Source organism: Flagellimonas ochracea (assembly GCF_009903685.1).
GTDB lineage: Bacteria > Bacteroidota > Bacteroidia > Flavobacteriales > Flavobacteriaceae > Flagellimonas > Flagellimonas ochracea.
Window position 1 is genome coordinate 21,952 of record NZ_JAAABI010000005.1, and the last position, 18,148, is coordinate 40,099.

At 41.7% G+C, this 18,148-nt stretch carries 15 protein-coding genes and 1 tRNA gene; 5 read left to right on the forward strand and 11 right to left on the reverse strand.

What is annotated here, in order from left to right; all coding sequences use genetic code 11:
- Positions 1-6: 6 nt before the first annotated feature.
- The gene (locus GTQ34_RS13120; protein WP_166524272.1) at positions 7-864 is read right to left on the reverse strand and encodes an AraC family transcriptional regulator; all 858 of its coding nucleotides are present in this window, start codon (positions 862-864) and stop codon (positions 7-9) included.
- 133 nt (positions 865-997) lie between these two features.
- Here GTQ34_RS13120 and GTQ34_RS13125 point away from each other — a divergent pair, with 133 nt between their 5' ends.
- The 3 genes from GTQ34_RS13125 to GTQ34_RS13135 all read left to right on the forward strand — a co-directional run bounded on the left by GTQ34_RS13125 (position 998) and on the right by GTQ34_RS13135 (position 4,614).
- Positions 998-1,915, forward strand: coding sequence for a dihydrodipicolinate synthase family protein (locus GTQ34_RS13125; RefSeq protein ID WP_166524273.1), 918 nt, complete (start codon positions 998-1,000; stop codon positions 1,913-1,915).
- A gap of 30 nt (positions 1,916-1,945) precedes the next feature.
- Positions 1,946-3,523: an aldehyde dehydrogenase (NADP(+)) gene (locus tag GTQ34_RS13130; protein ID WP_166524274.1), complete on the forward strand. Its 1,578-nt coding sequence runs from the start codon at positions 1,946-1,948 to the stop codon at positions 3,521-3,523.
- Between the two features lie 86 nt (positions 3,524-3,609).
- Positions 3,610-4,614 (forward strand): 4-hydroxyproline epimerase, encoded by a 1,005-nt coding sequence (locus GTQ34_RS13135; protein WP_166524275.1) that lies wholly within the window; start codon positions 3,610-3,612, stop codon positions 4,612-4,614.
- A gap of 44 nt (positions 4,615-4,658) precedes the next feature.
- Here GTQ34_RS13135 and GTQ34_RS13140 read toward each other — a convergent pair whose 3' ends face one another.
- The 10 genes from GTQ34_RS13140 to gldJ all read right to left on the reverse strand — a co-directional run bounded on the left by GTQ34_RS13140 (position 4,659) and on the right by gldJ (position 16,036).
- On the reverse strand, positions 4,659-4,850 hold the full coding sequence (locus tag GTQ34_RS13140) for a hypothetical protein (RefSeq protein WP_166524276.1): 192 nt from the start codon (positions 4,848-4,850) through the stop codon (positions 4,659-4,661).
- Between the two features lie 12 nt (positions 4,851-4,862).
- Positions 4,863-5,057 carry a 30S ribosomal protein S21 gene (gene rpsU / locus GTQ34_RS13145; RefSeq protein ID WP_166524277.1) on the reverse strand — a complete coding sequence of 65 codons (195 nt, stop codon included), beginning with the start codon at positions 5,055-5,057 and terminating at the stop codon, positions 4,863-4,865.
- Between the two features lie 451 nt (positions 5,058-5,508).
- Positions 5,509-5,586 (reverse strand) — tRNA-Val (locus GTQ34_RS13150).
- A 30-nt stretch (positions 5,587-5,616) separates the two neighbouring features.
- Entirely contained in the window at positions 5,617-6,027 is a 411-nt protein-coding gene (locus GTQ34_RS13155) for a 6-pyruvoyl trahydropterin synthase family protein (RefSeq protein WP_166524278.1), read from the reverse strand.
- 112 nt (positions 6,028-6,139) lie between these two features.
- A complete protein-coding gene (locus GTQ34_RS13160) occupies positions 6,140-7,015 on the reverse strand; it encodes a hypothetical protein (RefSeq protein ID WP_166524279.1) in 876 nt (291 codons plus the stop codon).
- 28 nt (positions 7,016-7,043) lie between these two features.
- Entirely contained in the window at positions 7,044-8,777 is a 1,734-nt protein-coding gene (locus GTQ34_RS13165; protein ID WP_166524280.1) for a SusD/RagB family nutrient-binding outer membrane lipoprotein, read from the reverse strand.
- 17 nt (positions 8,778-8,794) lie between these two features.
- The gene (locus tag GTQ34_RS13170) at positions 8,795-12,049 is read right to left on the reverse strand and encodes a SusC/RagA family TonB-linked outer membrane protein (protein ID WP_166524281.1); all 3,255 of its coding nucleotides are present in this window, start codon (positions 12,047-12,049) and stop codon (positions 8,795-8,797) included.
- Positions 12,050-12,456: 407 nt separating this feature from the next.
- Positions 12,457-12,906 carry a helix-turn-helix domain-containing protein gene (locus GTQ34_RS13175; protein ID WP_166524282.1) on the reverse strand — a complete coding sequence of 150 codons (450 nt, stop codon included), beginning with the start codon at positions 12,904-12,906 and terminating at the stop codon, positions 12,457-12,459.
- 136 nt (positions 12,907-13,042) lie between these two features.
- Positions 13,043-14,317, reverse strand: a complete 1,275-nt coding sequence (locus GTQ34_RS13180; RefSeq protein ID WP_166524283.1) for a UDP-N-acetylmuramoyl-tripeptide--D-alanyl-D-alanine ligase — start codon at positions 14,315-14,317, stop codon at positions 13,043-13,045.
- Between the two features lie 63 nt (positions 14,318-14,380).
- On the reverse strand, positions 14,381-16,036 hold the full coding sequence (gene gldJ, locus GTQ34_RS13185; protein ID WP_166524284.1) for a gliding motility lipoprotein GldJ: 1,656 nt from the start codon (positions 16,034-16,036) through the stop codon (positions 14,381-14,383).
- 378 nt (positions 16,037-16,414) lie between these two features.
- Here gldJ and porV point away from each other — a divergent pair, with 378 nt between their 5' ends.
- Both porV and cdd read left to right on the forward strand, forming a co-directional pair.
- The gene (porV, locus tag GTQ34_RS13190; RefSeq protein ID WP_166524285.1) at positions 16,415-17,560 is read left to right on the forward strand and encodes a type IX secretion system outer membrane channel protein PorV; all 1,146 of its coding nucleotides are present in this window, start codon (positions 16,415-16,417) and stop codon (positions 17,558-17,560) included.
- Positions 17,561-17,638: 78 nt separating this feature from the next.
- On the forward strand, positions 17,639-18,130 hold the full coding sequence (cdd, locus tag GTQ34_RS13195) for a cytidine deaminase (RefSeq protein WP_166524286.1): 492 nt from the start codon (positions 17,639-17,641) through the stop codon (positions 18,128-18,130).
- Positions 18,131-18,148 lie beyond the last annotated feature (18 nt).

The window sequence follows — 18,148 nt, forward strand, 5'->3', positions numbered from 1 at the left end:
TGCCTATCAATGATTTTGTAGTTTGGATGCAGCATAGTTGAGCGGCGACATGCCCTTTGTTTTTTTAAAATAACGATTGAAGTTGGAAATGGAACTAAACCCACTCCGGAAGGCAATATCGGAAACCATTACTTTGTGGCCTTGTGTTTCCAACAATTTGCAGGCGTGTTCAATACGCAATTCCAATAAAAACTGAGAAAAGGTCTTTCGGGTGTGCAGTTTAAAAAAGCGGCAAAATGCGGTCGGGGTCATCGAGGCCACATCGGCAATTTCCCCTAGCGATATCTTATCTTGAAAATGCGATACCATGTAATCGAAAACTTTGGCAATGCGCTGTCCTTCGTTATCCTTTAACCGGGTCTTATAAGCTGTAGAAGACAACAAGATTTTTTCCTCATGGTCCAAAAGTGCCAATAAACCAAAAAATTGAATCAAGCGGTCAAGGCCAACACAGTCTCTTAGGTTCAGAAAGTATTTAGTCATAAGGGGATTGGGACGCTTGATTTTGAAGCCAGAAGTAGCCATGGAGAGCAGAGTTTCAAGGCTTTTCAGTTCATTGATTTGAAACAGTTGCTCACCGAAATTCTCCTTAGTAAAGAAAATGGAAACCATATGAGACTTGTCCTGTCCATTAATATCACTTTTGAACACGTGCGGCAGGTAACTGCCAAAGACCACGACATCCCCCGGGCCATAGCGTTTTATGGAATCCCCAACAAGAAGTGTCCCACTACCTTTCAAGACCAAACTTATTTGCAGCTCTTCATGTTGATGAAACTTATCATAAAACTGTTCCTCAATGTCCTCCTGAACAATCACCGCGTTGTTGCCAGTTTTTGGTATTTTGAACGGAGTAATCCTCAATGTGCTATAATTACCTTAAATAGTAAATATTTCTTTTTAAACTGCTAAAATATGCATATTTGCTGCTAATTCCTGCTCATTTAACTCCAAATGGACTCCTTACTTTTGATTTAACACAAAAAAAGCATTCAAAATGAAGTTCAAATGGGAGGGTGTAATGCCCGCGGTCACCACTAAATTCACATCAGAAGATACATTGGACCTAGAATTGTTTGAGTTGAATATCAAGGCCCAAGTGGAGGCAGGTGTTCATGGCATTGTACTTGGGGGAACCTTAGGGGAGGCCAGTACTTTAACGCATGAAGAAAAGAACATTTTGTTGAAAAAAACCAAGGAAGTGGTTGGAAGTAATGTTCCCGTGCTGATGAATATTGCGGAGCAATCCACAAAAGGCGCCATTCAAGCGGCCGAAGTTGCTGAGGCTAATGGAGCGGACGCGCTGATGGTGTTACCGCCTATGCGGTACAAAGCTTCGGATAGGGAAGTGGTAGCTTACTTTAAAAACATAGCCCAGAACACCCCTTTGCCCATTATGGTATACAATAACCCGGTGGATTATAAAATTGAAGTTACCTTGGACATGTTTGAAGCCCTATTGGAGTTTGAAAATATTCAGGCTGTTAAAGAAAGCACTCGGGATATTTCCAATATCACCAGGATTAAAAACCGATTTGGGAACCGATTGAAAATACTGTCTGGTGTGGATACCTTGGCCTTGGAAAGTCTTTTAATGGGGGCTGAAGGATGGGTAGCCGGCCTGGTCTGCGCTTTTCCTGCTGAGACCGTGGCCATCTATGAACTGCAAAAAGCAGGAAAAATTAATGAGGCCTTAAAAATCTATCGATGGTTTTTACCTTTGTTGGAGTTGGACATTGACCCGCAGTTGGTCCAAAATATCAAACTGGCAGAAGTGTACACCGGTATTGGTTCGGAAAATGTTCGTGAACCAAGACTTCCGCTTAGCGGAGAGCGCCGTAAGGAAGTGATCGAGATAATTGAAAACGGATTGAAGAACAGGCCGGTACTTCCCGATTACAAAAATTTGAAATAACCTCATCGTAATAAAAAAACAAAAAGCACCATGACTACAGATAAAATACGGGTATTGGGAGAGAATACGATTGGTTATGAAAGTTCGGCAGAAGGAGCTATAAAATTTAGGACCTTCAATTCTTTATTGAATGAAGAAAATCCTTGGACCTTCTGCCAGGCTACTGCCCATGAAATTGAAAGCGCGGTAAAAAAAGCTGCTGAGGCATTTCCGATTTTTTCCTCGTTATTAGGATTACGAAGAGCTGCCTTTTTGGAAACGATTGCCTTGGAAATGGAAAAGTACAAGGCTGAAATTCTTGAGGTGTATGTGGCCGAATCGGCATTGCCCTTGGGGCGAGCTGAAGGTGAGTTGACACGTACTTTGGCTCAAATAAGGCGATTTGCAAAAATTGCAAAGGTTGCTCAATGGACTGACCCGACCATTGACATCAACGATAAGGCAGATATTAGAAAAACCAATGTGCCCATCGGACCTGTGGTTGTTTTTGGAGCCAGTAATTTTCCATTGGCGTTTTCCACGGCAGGAGGGGACACGGTCAGTGCTTTGGCAGCGGGGTGCCCCGTAATTGTAAAAGCGCACCCCATGCACAGCGGGACCAGCACTTTAGTGGCCCAAGCCATACGAATGGCCGCTCAGAAAACCAATATGCCTGAAGGTGTTTTCTCTCATCTTTTAGATGGGGATAATTCGGTGGGAGAAGCTTTGGTAAAACACCCCGAAGTTTATGGGGTAGGATTTACCGGCAGTTTTAATGGTGGAAAGGCGCTAAGCCATATCGCGCAGCAAAGAGAACGGCCCATACCGGTATTTGCCGAGATGGGGAGTGTTAATCCTGTAGTGGTATTGCCTGGGATAATTGAGGAAAATGGAGCTCACTGGGCTTTAACATTGGCGGAAAGCGTAAATTTGGGAGCCGGACAATTCTGTACCAACCCTGGATTGATTTTAGGTGTTCAAAGTATAGCCTTTAAAACCTTCTGTAATCAATTGGGCAAAGCACTTTCCGAACAAAAACCGAGCTGCATGCTTCATCCCAAAATATTTGAGGCCTATGAAAAGGGAAGTAGTGCCATGGAACAAATGGGAACTCGTATTGCAGTAGATAAAAAGGATAGCGATAAAGCCCATTTCGCCGCCCCAAATCTGGTTGAAGTTTCTGGAGGTGATTTTATAAAGAATGCTGCACTGCAACAGGAAGTGTTTGGCCCATTTTCAATGGTGGTCATTTGTGATGATGTAGAAGAACTCAATGCGGTCATCACACATTTGGATGGACAGTTAACGGGAACGATTCTAGGCAATCCAGACGAATTGGATGCTTATGGCAGTGTTATTACAAGCTTACAATCCAAAGTAGGTAGGCTCATTTTCAATGGAGTTCCCACCGGAGTTGAAGTCTGTGGCGCCATGCAACACGGCGGACCGTATCCGGCAACAACCGATAGTCGGTTTACCTCCGTTGGTGATGATGCAGTAAAACGATGGGTAAGACCAGTTGCTTTTCAAAATTGGCCTGATAGCATGCTCCCAGAATCTCTTAAAAATGACAATCCTTTGTGTCTTTTAAGGCGGTATAATGGAGAATTCACTTCTCAAAAGATATGAGGACTGCTCATACCATTAGAGGAAAGTGACAAATCAAAATGGAAGTACTTAACAAAAAAAAGCTGTGCAAATAATCAATTACTACTATGAAGCACACGTTTGAATGTGTAGATGCTCACACTTGCGGAAATCCAGTTCGATTGGTGGTTAAAGGAGGGCCTGACCTTGTAGGGAAATCCATGAATAAAAAACGATTGCACTTCATGACGGAGTTTGATTGGATTCGCAGAGGGTTGATGTTTGAACCACGGGGACATGATATGATGAGTGGCAGCATTTTATACCCACCCCATGACCCAAAGAATGATTTTGCCATATTGTTTATAGAAACCAGTGGTTGTTTGCCCATGTGCGGCCACGGCACCATAGGAAGCGTGACCATAGCTTTGGAAGAGGGCCTTTTAAAACCAAAAAAAGAGAGACTTTTGCGCATGGAAGCCCCCGCTGGACTTGTGGAAATCGAATATAGAATGGAATTAGGCAAAGTACGATGGGTAAAATTCAACAATGTAAAGAGTTATCTGGCGACGGATTCCTTAACAGTGGAATGTCCAGAACTGGGTATGCTCACTTTTGATGTCGCTTATGGTGGAAATTTTTACGCCATTATTGATCCCCAAGAGAATTTTGAAGGAATTCAGGCCTTTTCAGCTTCTAAAATCATTCAATATAGCCAAGTGCTGCGAAAGCATATCAATCAAAAATATCCTGATTGCTTTGTCCATCCAGAAAATGACACCATAAGGGATGTGAGCCATGTTTTGTGGACAGGTACACCTCTTGATGGCAAATCCTCAGGCAGAAATGCTGTTTTTTATGGTGATAAGGCTATTGATCGTTCACCCTGCGGAACAGGAACCTCCGCTCGTATGGCGCAGTTGCATGCAAAAGGCATGTTAGGCCCACAGGTAGATTATATCCATGAAAGTTTTATAGGGTCAACGTTTGTTGGGCGCATAGAGAAGGTGGATTCAATAGATGGAAAAACCGCAATAATTCCGAGTATCAAGGGTTGGGCCCATGTTTATGGAAAAAATACGATTACCATTGATGACAATGACCCTTATGCATACGGATTTCAGGTAATTTAGTGTAGTTTCATCCCTCGAACAACGCTAACTCAAGGATTGATGATTTATGCGTAGAGATTACACTCTTGGCAATCCTTTACTTCTCCATAGTAGGTCTCCCGATATTTATGAAGTGTTCGAATAGGTAGTCCCAGAACATATTTTTTGATATAGGTAACTTGTGTAGTGAGTTCTCCCATTTTTACGCTGTATCGCTTTTCGTACTTGGTCTCTCTTTTTACTTCTGAAAGTTTCATAATGTAAATGGACTATTCGTTTTCGTTGTTTAAAAATTGTTCTTTGTACTGGGCTTTTTTAATAATTCTTCTGCGTTTTACAGATTTTTTGGTGAACTCTTTGTTTTCACGGATTTGCTCCAAACGTTTGGTGCTCCTGTATTTTCTTTTGTAGCGTTTTAGGGCACGCTCAATATTTTCACCCGATTTAATTTCAATTCTTAGCATATATTTTATTTATTGTTTTAGTTCTATTTTTTTTGAATGACCGACCTTCAATCTTATTCAATACTGTTTTAACCTCATTGGCTTTGATTTCCAGAGCGATATTCAACAAGCGACTGTTGGATTTTCTATGGATTGTATAAAAAATCAACGGCCATGAAAGCCTAACTGCTTCATGATGCCAAGTCGAAACAACTATTTTATGGAGCTTACGATCTAAAGGACTGGCGGAATAAATTTATCTGGTTGATTTCTAAAACCAGATAGCCAAAGCTCAGGATTCTAAAGTTCTTTGTTTCGTGAAGTTTGATTTTCATCAGTGCAAAGGTAAGAAAAGCTTTCGGGGAATACGAACAGAACCGTAATTTATGATGGTTCTAAGAACTTTCACAGCATTTTCACTCCCCTTCAACCACAAAGTAACAAAAAACGTCTCTTAGATTCACGAAAGTTTTGGTGGGATATACTGGATTCGAACCAGTGACCTCTGCCCTGTCAAGACAGCGCTCTAAACCAACTGAGCTAATATCCCTTGAAAAGGAGGTGCAATATCGGAAATTTGTTACCAATCTCCATATTCTGCAGAATTCTTTTGGGTTTCGTGCAAGGTTATGTGCAATAGATGGCCTTCCTTCAGCCTAGGCTTTAAAATATCATAAATAACCTTTACAAAATATTCTGTGGTTGGGAACAGATTTTTGAATTCAGGGCAGTCCTCGTTCAAGTTTTTATGGTCGAATTTATCTTCAACTTCCTCTTTGATAAGTTTGCCCAAAATAGCCAAATCCATCACAAAACCCGTATCAGGGTCAACCTCACCTCTAATCCGAACCTCTAGATCAAAATTGTGCCCATGATAATTTGGACTATGGCATTTTCCAAAGACCGCAATGTTTTTTTCCGTGCTCCAATTTGGGTTGTGCAACCTATGGGCAGCATTAAAATGGGCTTTTCTGCAAATAGTGGCAATCATACTGCAAAGCAAAGAAAAAGTAGTGAACCTTCATAGTGTAAGTTTATAAAATAAAGGAACCCCCTATTTAGGAGGCTCCTTTTTCAAAAAAAACACTGTATTTGAAATGTAATTACAGATTATCCAAACAGTAATCCAATAGTTCAACCCCTGCAGCAGGACTTGGTTGAAGATCAAGCACAACGTTGCCATTGGCTGAGGTTATCTGTGCAGTCACTTCTTCATCAAAATCTCCCGAAGTGAACATAATCCCAAGTACCTCGGCGTCTGTTGACACGTCAAAGGTAAAACTTGCGGAACCACCTGTTTCAAATGTGTATGAAGTGGTTTCACCATCAACAGTGATGTCCAGGCTTGCATTGTTCCAGCCATCACCAAAAGAATCTTGCATTTCTACGGACCAAGTTCCAGCGGTTGGTTTGGTAGGTGGACAAACCACTGGGGATGTATATGCAAAAGGAGAACTGAAGAAAGAACCATTGGCAACAGTGCCGGCGGCGTTGTTGGTGAATACTCTGCCATCAGTCAATGTAGCTTCTAGTCTGAAGTTAAATACGTCTCCCCCATCAATATCATCAAAGTCAACCCCCGATGCTGCAATGGCCTCCGCATAGGTAAACGATATATCGCCCCTTGGAAATCCAAAAGGTCCGGGAGAGAAGCTTGAAGCAGAAACAGTCCCAATAAGGCCTTCATCAGTGCTAAGATCAGGATCTCCTTCTTCAATTGTCGTGTCAGAGAAAGAAACATATATGTCGATTTCAGACAAAAGTGCTCCACCTTCTATATCCTGTACCTCCAAGGTTCTTCCCCAAACAGATTCCGTATCAGAAATACTAAAATCATCACCTAAACTGGCGACAGTCCTCAATACAAGGCCACGGGATACCGTTTCTTGAACTTGATCTACAATTTCATCCGCTTCAGTACATGAAATAGTAAACGCTAGCCCCATTGCTAGAATTAAGTATATTTTTATTTTTTTCATTGTATTATGTTTTGCGTTTTAGATATAATCAGTTCGAGAACGGGAATGATGGTCCTGCTGCGTTGTTATCCCAAAAGACCTGTACACCTAGTGTTGATTTCTGGGTTATGTTCGAATTAGATGTGACCGCTTGATTGGGGTAGAACATCGATCTGGGAAAATTTCCGGGATTTGGTTCCCTGTTGGGTTGCAGACTATTTGGAAAACCTGTTCTTCTGTAGAAATTATAGGTCTCTATCCCATTCCCATAATGGGCAACAAAATAGTTTTCAGCCAATACATTCCACTGGTCATCACCTGATGCTGCCCCAAATGCTGCCACTTCCGCATTGATGAAGTCGGTAACATCTGTTGTGGATGGTTCAAAAGACAAATCGGCACTGGTATCCAAAGAAGCAAAATTCTGAACTTTAGCAATTTGTTTGATCATACCAGCTTCCATAAAGCCTTGAGCTGCTGCTGGGTTGCCTTGTGCCAAAGCGATTTCTGCTCTCCAAAAATCAACCATAAAGGCATTGAGTATAGGCGTTACACCAACCCCTCCACCTCCAAGGGATGCTGGATCTGTTGGCTGTGCAACAGCACGGAAGCTGCCATCATCAAAACTTCCTCCCGCTGGATATACTCCCCAAGTTGTTCTTAGTGGACCGTCGGGAGGGGTACCTTCGTCGTCACCATGATCTCGCCCCCAATATCCGTTCGGAAGGCTACAGAAAGTAAAACCTCCCGAAACATAATGGGTAGGGGGTGTTTGAAGGGAACACCTTATGGTCTGCTCGTCTGGTGGGATTTCTTCTCCAGGCACTTGGCTTGTCTGACGATAGAAGTAATACCTTAATCTTGGATCATTGTTTACTTGCATGTCATTCATCAACCAATTGGATGCGTAGTCACCGGGACCATTCGATACATAATTTAGCCCATATCTTGGATGCCTGTTATCTGGTTGCGCAGCACTTGTGCCCGGCCAGTTGAAATCCAAATCATCTGCAGTATCAGTGATATAGTTGCCCGATGCAACTATCGCATTGAAGGCATCGATAGCTCCTGGATCAACCAATCGAGTTTGTAGATATAGCTTCATTTTCAAAGTGTTCGCTGCTTTTACCCATTTTGTGTAGTCATTATTGTAAATGAGGTCGGTTGCGGGATTTGAAGAAGTCGAGTTTGTAAAATTGATTACAGCTTGATCCAGCAGAGCTTGAGCTGCATCATAAACTGACTCACCACTATCAAGAACAGCATTCACAATTTCTGGTGCTTGTACGGCCTCAGAATATGGAATGTCTCCAAAGAAATCGACCAAGGAACTTATCACGTAAGCCTCTATGAATTGCGTTATGCCCAGATGACGCGTAAGCCCGGCCTCTTCCGCCAAGGGTGTCATCAAACGTATATCGAACAGGATTCCTCTATAGGCATTGTCCCATTCATCGTCCACATCACTATCTTGATAGGTGCTTTCATAATCCCTGCTTCGCATTTGCATTACCCGGGTCAATTCCATTCCCAAAGGGGATAGGCCATCTCCGAATTGGAATCCTCCAGTCACAAAATTGTCATTGGGATCCCCAGCTACATCACCATCCAAATGTCTTGCAAAATCTTCTTGTATGGATGTAATGAAGAAGTCAGGAGAAGATAGTTCTGGCGTCAAAAAGTTTGGATCTTCTGTAATATCCAACTCAGAAACTTCGCATGAAGTCATCAATAAGAGTCCTGCAAAAAGACTCCATGTCATATATTTTGTTATTCTTTTCATCTTAGAATCTTTTTTTGTTAAAATGTTGCTTTTACACTCATCCCATACCTTCTTGAACTTGGTCCATTGAGAAATTCAAACCCAAATCCGTTTCCTACACCAGTTCCTGAGGTGTTTGGATCAAAGTTGGCGCCATCTGGAGTGTTGATGGCGTCATACCAAAGGTTTTGTCCAGAAAGGGTGAATGACAAGCTTCCAAAGGGGGTTTTGTCCAAAAACTTCTTGGGTAAAGAATAGCCAAGGCTAATCTCCTGTAAGCGAATCACCGACGCATCCCAAATTTGCAATTCGGAGATATTGCCCAAAATATTGTTGAAGAAATAATCCGAATTATTTATTTGGACATCGTTTACACGCCCATCACTTTGTTGTACCCCTGGAAGAACGAACGTGTTTTCCCTGTCAAGAGTTTCCACAATAAGACCTCTACCAAGCAGTGTGGAGATTGTGCTGGACCATATGTCGCCACCACTGGTGTAACTCAACTGGAAACCAAAATTGAAGTTTTTATAAGAAAAGGAGTTGATCATGTTACCAACCCAATCTGGATTTGGATCTCCGATTACACCATCTTGCGGATCCTGAACAAAGTCACCAATGGCATTTACTACAAATTCTCCATCATCGTTTCTAAGGATTCTGGATCCATAAATTACCCCCAGGGGCTGGCCTTCGATGGCCGCGTTGCCCAAGTTGCCAAAACCAGAGTATACAATAAGGTCCGTATTTGCTCCAAGGTCTATCACCTCAGTTTCATTGGCAGTAAAATTGATGTTGGTCTGCCAATTAAATCCACCTTCATTTTTAGGTCTTAGTAGATTAAGACCCAAATCTATCTCAACACCTTCTCCTTGGATCTCACCTACATTGGTGTTGGTCCTGAAAAATCCTGATGAAGGGTCTAAAGGTTGTGATACTATAAGGTCTGTTGTGTTACGCTGAAATACGGATGCGTCCAAAGTAATTCTTCCGTCCCACCATCTGGATTCGATTCCTATTTCAATCTCATCGACCCGTTCTGGTTTAAGGTCTGGATTTCCCAATGTCAAGGGACTTGTATTAGATACAATATTTGTTCCTGTTGGATCTTGGAAATCCTGAGTGTCCAATACAAGACGGTTGGCCACAGGGAAGTTGTCCGAATTTAAGTCAGGAAAACCTGCAGATGTTCCATAACCTGCCCGAATTTTCAAATAGTTCAGTATGTTTTCACTTTTCAGCCCATCAAAGGCGGTGGTGGGTACGAAGGAGACACTGGCACTGGGATAGAACAGCGATCTGTTTGCTTTTGATAGGTTAGAAGCCCAATCGTTTCTACCGGCCAAGGTCACAAAAACATAGTTGTCATAGTCGAATTCAACTTGCCCATAAAACCCAACAAGATTCCGCTCCGAAGACTGTTGAATCTCATTTTGGTTCAAGAAGTTGAAATGCCGCAATACACCAAATACCTGTTGCGCGTCGCTGGCAACACCACTTTGATCAAATATCTCCCTTCTTCCATTGACCCCTAAGTTGAATGTGGTGCCAATCTTCTCAGTAATGTCATAATCACCGTTTAGTGCCAAATTATGGTCCCAAATGGTGTTTGTATTGTTCCAGGTCTCGTAAATACCACTTGCAAGTCTTGGTTGCGGAACATTTCCATTGATTCCTCCTTTGTTTTGGAAGTTTACATTATTCTCACTGTATACATCAATACCTGCCCTGTAAATGACATTCAAATTTTCATTTAGGTCGTATTGAAGGCCTAGGTTTCCAAAAACCCTATTGGTCTCCTGTCTTGTTCCAGCATTATTGGCCGTCCATAACGGGTGTTGAATATCATTACCATTTCTGTAGTAAATACTACTACCGTCAATGGGGCTCTGGAAAGGCAATCCTACAACATCTATGCTGCGAGGGGTAAAGAACAAATCGCCAAATACAGAAGATCCTGAACCAGTTGCACCGTTACCTTGGCTCAATGCCACGGGAGGTGAAATAAATTTGGTTCGGGCAAAATTCAACGCCCCCGTAACCGTGAATTTATTTGACAATTGCGCTCGACCTCCAATGCCTATATTATTTCTACCAAGGCTGTTTCCTGGTGTAAAACCTATGTCTTTTAAGTATCCGTAGTTAGCATTGTAAGATACTTTTCCATCATCGGATGCCCCACTTACATTGACAGATAGATTGGATACCGTACCTGTTTTGAAAAAGTTCTCAAAACTGTCATAAGGTCTCCATTCGTATCGCGCATTGGCAAATTCTGGAAATGCTTGCTGCCCTGCTGCGGAAATGGAGTAGGGGTGCGGAAGGGTACCTTGATCATCAAAAGCTGTGCTGTTTCCCCAACCGGAAATCCCGTCTCTATCAAAGCTAGGCCCCCAGTTACTGAAAAACCATCCGAAGGATTGGTCAAAACCATTTCCAAATTGATCCTGATAATTTGGGGTGGATGCTATTTCGTTAAAGAAAAAGGATGAGGTTACAGAAATTTCGGTTTTTTTGACTCCTTGACCGCCTTTACCTGCTTTGGTCGTAATTAAAATAACCCCGTTGCGTCCCAAAGATCCATAGAGCGTTGCTGCGGCGAGACCTTTAAGCACGTTTACGCTTTCAATGCTATTTGGATCTAAATCCAAAAACCTACTTGAACCGTTGTTGCTGTTTATAAAGTCCTGCCTGGAACCCTGCCTACCAGAAGGATTGGTATCCGCATTGAACGGAACACCATCTACAATGAAAAGCGGCTGGTTACTTTGACTGAATGAGTTGAATCCTCGGATAATGATGTTGGTACCCGAACCTGACAAACCACTTTGCTGTGTGATGTTGACACCGGAGGCCTTTCCAAGAAGTACCCGACCAATATCACCTTCTGCGCGTTGTTCAATTTGTTCAGAATTCACTTCGGCCACTGCATAGCCCAGGGCTTGTTTCTCTCTGCGTATACCAAGAGCGGTTACCACCACTTCTTCCAATGCCTGAGTATCCTCATCCATTTGAATGTTTATTACATCTTGGGTTCCTACTACACGGCTTTCCGGTCTTTGGCCTATATAGGTATAAACCAACGTTTGTCCAACACTGGCAGTTATGGCGTAGTTACCATCAAAATCGGATTGGGTTCCAGTGGTAGTGCCTTCAACCAAAATGTTGACCCCTGGGAGTGGAATCCCTGTTTGATCAACGATGGTTCCCGTAATTGTTTTTTCTTGAGACCGTGCCGCTGTTATACACAACAACACAAAGACCAGTGTCCCAAACAGTTTTTTTACTTTCATAGAGTTAAAAGTTTTGTTAGTAATTAATGAGTTAGCGCAACTGAGAAAGGCAGGCGGGAGAAGGTGTTTGATAGCTAATTCAAATAATACTCCCTAGTACGAAAACAAAACTTAATGGAAAGTCTCTATTTATAAGGTAGTAAGGCCTCTCACCGCCTTACCTTTACAATTGCAATAACAAAGCAACCGCAACCTGAATAAAATGGGGTACTTCTAAAACGGGAAGAACTTTTTAAATTTCCGTGCCCAACGGAAAGAACTGTTTTTAACATTTTTTTATCGGAGACCAAAGGGGTTTGATGATTTTTTGGGTGGTATTTTTTGAATGTAAGAGACTATACTAGAAGAGTACCAGCACTGTATTATAGGTAAAGATTAGTCGAAATTCTTGAATCTTGTGTACTGTGTCAGGAAGCATACCTAACTAAGTTTCGGTAATCGTTGGGAGATAGACCGGTCTCCTTTTTAAAGGCACAATAAAAGCTGGTTTTGCTGTTGAATCCAACTTCATACATTACTGCTTTAACACTCAGCATCGGTTGGGTAAGCAATAAATTCTGAGCCTCCTTTATTCTGTAATGATTTAGTAAAGCATAGAAATTCTTTTGCAGATACTCGTTAAGCACCTGTGATACTTTATAGCGGTCCTTTTCAATATGTTGGGAAAGTTCATTGAGACCAATGGAGCCGTCCTTAAAAAGTCTATCTTCTTCGAGGGCCAAAACAATTTTTTGTTTGATCTCAAAAGCTTCTTCCGGGGTTAATCCAGACTTGACATATTTACATGTCATAAGATTGTTCAACTCATCTGAAGGAACTTTTTTATTGGAGAAAAATGTGGTTAGAAGTTTTCTCATCTGGCTTTGCTATAAACTAACATATATCTAGTTACAACAATATCAGTGAGTTGCGGTTTTTTCCGATAAGGATTTACGTTAAATCACTTCGGGAGACTTTACTTTTCTATGAATTGAAGGACGATTTCTACTTGTGTTAAAGTACATCTAAAACCCTTTCAAGCGCCATTCCACGGGAACCTTTTATCAAAAGGCTAGCATGTTTGATAGGGTTGGACGATAGGTAATTTTTTAGAGAATCAAATGTGTTGAATTTTTTGAAAGAAGTTCGGACTTTGTTGAAGTTCTCACCTATTAAAAAAACGTTTGGAAATCCAGATGCTTCGCAGAAGTCTGCTATTTCTTGGTGTTCTTTGTCAGCATCTTCTCCGAGCTCAAACATATCGCCCAGGATAAGAAATTTATCATCGCTTTTGATGATTTTAAAATGTTCCAAAGCAGCTTTCATGCTCGTGGGATTGGCATTATAGGCATCTAAGATGATGACGAGTCCATTGCGCTCAATCACTTGTGAACGATTGTTCTCTGGAATGTAGGATTCAATGGCAGCCTTGATGTCCTCCAAGGGAACATTGAAATATTTTCCCATCATGACGGCGGCACAGCAGTTGGAAAAGTTGTATTGACCAACAAGTTTTGTGCGGCATTGCACGCCCTCCATTTCAAGGACAACATGAGGATTGGTTTCAATTAAAGAAATGATATAATATTGGGGGTTTTCGGTGCTGAACCCTATTTTTTTTACATAAGAATCCAGTTTTTCGATTTGTATAGGGTCGTCAGCATTTAAAAAGACATGTTTGTCATTGGATAAAAGGTAATTGTATAATTCGCTTTTGCCTTTTATGACCCCTTCAACTCCTCCAAAACCCTCTAAATGTGCCTTTCCAAAATTGGTTATGTAGCCAAAGTCGGGTTGGACGATGTTACTTAAAAAAGCAATTTCGCCTTGATGGTTAGCTCCCATTTCCACAATGGCGATTTCGGTATCCGCTTTAATGGACAGCAGGGTCAAAGGAACTCCTATGTGGTTGTTCAGGTTGCCTTGGGTTGAAACGGTCCTGTACTTTTTGGAAAGGACGGCATTGATCAATTCCTTTGTCGTGGTCTTTCCATTGCTTCCGGTCAGTGCAATTATTTTTGCCTTGCTATAATTTCTGTGGAAAACAGCAAGCTTTTGCAACGTTTCCAATGCATCTTCAAAAAGAATACATCTATCCGAAATTTTATACGCCGCCTCATCAACTATGGCATAAGCCGCCCCTTTGTCAAGGGCTTCTTTGGCGTATTCATTTCCATTGAAATTAGGACCTTTTAGCGCAAAAAAAAGGCAATTATGGGTTACCCTACGGCTATCGGTGCAAATGTCCGGGTGCTCCAAAAACAGAGCGTGAAGTTTATCCAAAGTCATTAATCGAAGATAAAAAAAAGCCCTGATTAAAAATCAGGGCAGATAAACAACTTTACCTAAAAGTTATCGTGCTTTTTTATGTCTGATCGTTTTGTTCTTGGTTTTGGACTTGGAACCTACCCTGGACATGGCGCATCGGAAACCGATATCGTCCGTAGCCATATATTGTGGTAGATACCTACGCTGCGATGGATCCAGCCAAAATGCTCTGTCTCTCCATGATCCTCCCTTGTATACCCTGACCTCATCGTTGATCAATGATGTACGGTAGTTGGAAGTATCATATTGGCGAAGTATTTTTCCTGTTGAATCCCGATCCACTTTATGTTTGGGGGAATCGTACATTTTTCTATTGTCTTCCTCGTCGTTGAATCTAGCAAAGAATCTTGATGAACCGGGATCACCGTCTCGATAGCCTCGGTTATCACTTTGGTCAAAGTTGGTCCTCAAATAGGTTTCCTCATCGGTTACAGGTACTTCTTTGATTTCACCGGGAAGATTGATTGCTACAATTTTTCCATTGGGTAGCGTATCATATACAATTTTATCCGTAAGGATTTCAACCTTGCCATCTTCACCGATAGCCTTTTTCAAGAACACATTGCCTCGATAGTAGTTGAAGTCACTTATCTCATCATCAACAATGGGGCGATATACGTCGGCAACCCATTCGCTAACGTTACCTGCCATATCGTAAAGACCAAAATCATTGGGCTTGTAAGATTTTACTTGTGCGGTAATATCGGCTCCATCGTCGGACCATCCAGCAATTCCACCATAATCTCCTTTTCCTTGTTTAAAGTTGGCCAATTGGTCGCCTCGACCTACGCGTTGTCCGTTTCGGGTATAGTCACCTTCCCAAGGATATTTTTTTCGTCCTCTATAATTGTTGTATTCTCTTGAGCCAACCAGCGCTTGGGCGGCATACTCCCATTCAGTTTCCGTGGGAAGCCTATATTCCGGCATGATGATACCGCTACTTCTTTTGGCAAATACGTTTATGGAATCTCTTTTTTGTTTTCCTTGTAGGGAGTCGATTTCTCCACCATAAACAGATTCTGGATTGTTTAAATACGCCTCTGTACTAAAAGTACCGTCAATTTCACCATTAAGCACTTGATATTTTGAATCTTGGGCCAAATAACCTTCCCTTTCCAACATGGCTTCGTTAACCCTGTCAGTTCTCCATTCTGCATATTGTGTGGCTTGTACCCAGTTAACACCGACCACGGGATATTCCGCGTAGGCAGGATGCCTAAGGTAGTTATTGGTCATTGTTTCATTAAAGCCCAATCGGTTTCTCCATACCAAAGTATCGGGCAAAGCGCCTTTGTAAATATTGGCATAGTTTGGATTTTCTGGAGGGTAAACCGCCTTAAGATAATCTAAGTACTCAAGGTACATCACATTGGTCACCTCGGTCTCGTCCATATAGAACGACTGCACGTGTTGTTGTGTAGGAGTGTTGTTCCAATCATGCATTATATCGTCTTGAACTTTACCTTTGGTAAAGGTTCCACCTTCAATAAAGACGGTTCCTGGAGGAGTCTCTTGCTCCTTAAAATCCGAATTGTACTGAAATCCACCTTCCTTGGCATTTATTTTCCATCCTGTGGCTCTAGAAACATTCTTGGAGGATGAAGAGGAATTTTTACATGCCGTAAAACTTCCCATAACAATGGCGCAGGAAAGTACAACTTTTATAAAGTGCTTTTTCATAATTTGGGCTTGAGTACTTTAATAAGGGTTTTTGACCCTAAGAAACTTCAATTTGTTTTGATTTTTTAATCCTTTGTTGGCATTAAAACGGCATTTTGGCTATAATATTTTGTGTTCAAAAAATATTTTGGCAATACCATAAAGGGATGCATCACATTGTTGTAACGTGAATCATTTGAAAATAGTATGATAGAGTTGATATATCTATGATGCAACTTCAGTTAGTGGTTAAAATGAGATGGTCCGATGCTGCCCCATATCATTGGTGTACAAAAAATATGTCCTCTATTACAAGAATTCGGACAAAAAGTCGTTTACTTGTAATATGTCCAGTACTGTATATGGACCTCAATATGTACTAAACGCTAAAAAAATAGAATGAAAAAGTTGCTGATATTGGTGGCGCTATTGGGTATTTTGCCTCGCCTTAGCGCACAACAAGAAAGAGTAATTACAACGGCGGTCCCTTTTTTGACCATAGCAGCAGATGCTCGGTCATCCGGTATGGGAGATATGGGTGTGGCCACCTCGTTTGATGTATTTTCCCAACAATGGAATCCAGCAAAATATGCTTTTGCTACCCAAAAGACAGGAATAGGAGTCAGTTACACGCCCTATTTGGAAAGTATTGTTAATGATGTATCTCTCTTAAACGCGGCTTTTTATAACAAAATAAACGACCGAAGCGCTTTTGCCTTTGGATTACGTTACTTTGGTTTGGGTGAAATTGAGCTTCGACAAACCATTGATGAGGAACCTACCTTGGTAAAACCTAATGAATTTGCAATAGATGGTTCTTATTCACTAAAATTGAGTCAAACTTTTTCTATGGCTGTGGGGGGAAGATTCATCAGTTCCAATTTAAGGTTTCAAGATGGATTGCAAGATTCCCAAGCTGCCAATGCATTTGCGGTGGATATAGCTGGTTTTTTTAGGTCCAGGGAAGTTGCCTATAACAACTTTGATGGACGATGGAGAGCGGGTTTTAACATTTCCAATTTAGGAGGTTCGCTGCAGTATGATGAAGGTGGCCAACAAAATTTCTTGCCCACCAATTTAAAACTTGGCGGCGGTTTCGATTTTATATTTGACCAGGACAATGTACTTGGAATCCATACCGAGATAAACAAGCTGTTGGTGCCCACGCCTAGGGATTTTACTGGCGACGGACTCATAACAGCGGAAGATAATGACGAATATCAAAACATCAACTTTTTTAACGGCGTCTTCGAGTCCTTTGGCGACGCTCCAGATGGTTTCAGTGAGGAGCTTAAGGAAGTCACTTGGGCTTTGGGAGCTGAATATAGATATAGGGAAGCCTTTATGTTGCGTGGAGGATATTTTAATGAGAGCGAGGACAAAGGAGCTCGAAAATTCTTCACCCTAGGTGCCGGGTTTCAGTTCAAATCTGCCCAAATAGACCTTTCTTATTTGTTCTCAACTTCGCAGGTAAGGAATCCTTTGGAGAACACGCTTCGTTTTTCACTTACCTTTAATTTTGGTGAAGAATACTTTAACGATTAAACGACTAAGAACGATTTATCATAAAAAAACCTGTCGAATGGCAGGTTTTTTTATTTTTGGAGAACAGCCTTCAAAACAATGAAAAAACAACAACTGGGTTTTGAGCTTTCGATTTTTGATACGTCGGACGAACTTTCAAAAGAGGAAAAAAAGGTATTGGAGGCGGCGGAGGCTGCCCGTAATAACGCTTACGCCCCCTATTCGAACTTCTACGTGGGGGCGGCGGTACTTTTGGAGAATGGGGAAATCATCATTGGAAACAACCAAGAAAATGCCTCTTATCCCTCCGGATTGTGTGCGGAACGGGTAGCGGTCTTTCAAGCGGGAGCTCAGTTTCCGGGGGTTACCATTGTATCTATCGCCATCAGTGCGGCTGCAAAAGAACATCTGTTGGATGTGCCGGCAGCCCCGTGCGGTAATTGTAGACAGTCCATTATCGAATATGAACAGCGTCAAAAAAAACCAATTGCCCTCTTGATGAAAGCCGAAAAAGGACCTGTTTATGCCTGTTCTTCCGTTGCCGATATTTTACCCTTGGCTTTCAGTAGTTCATTTTTAGGGGATTCTTAAATCAATTCTTTTTCCAAA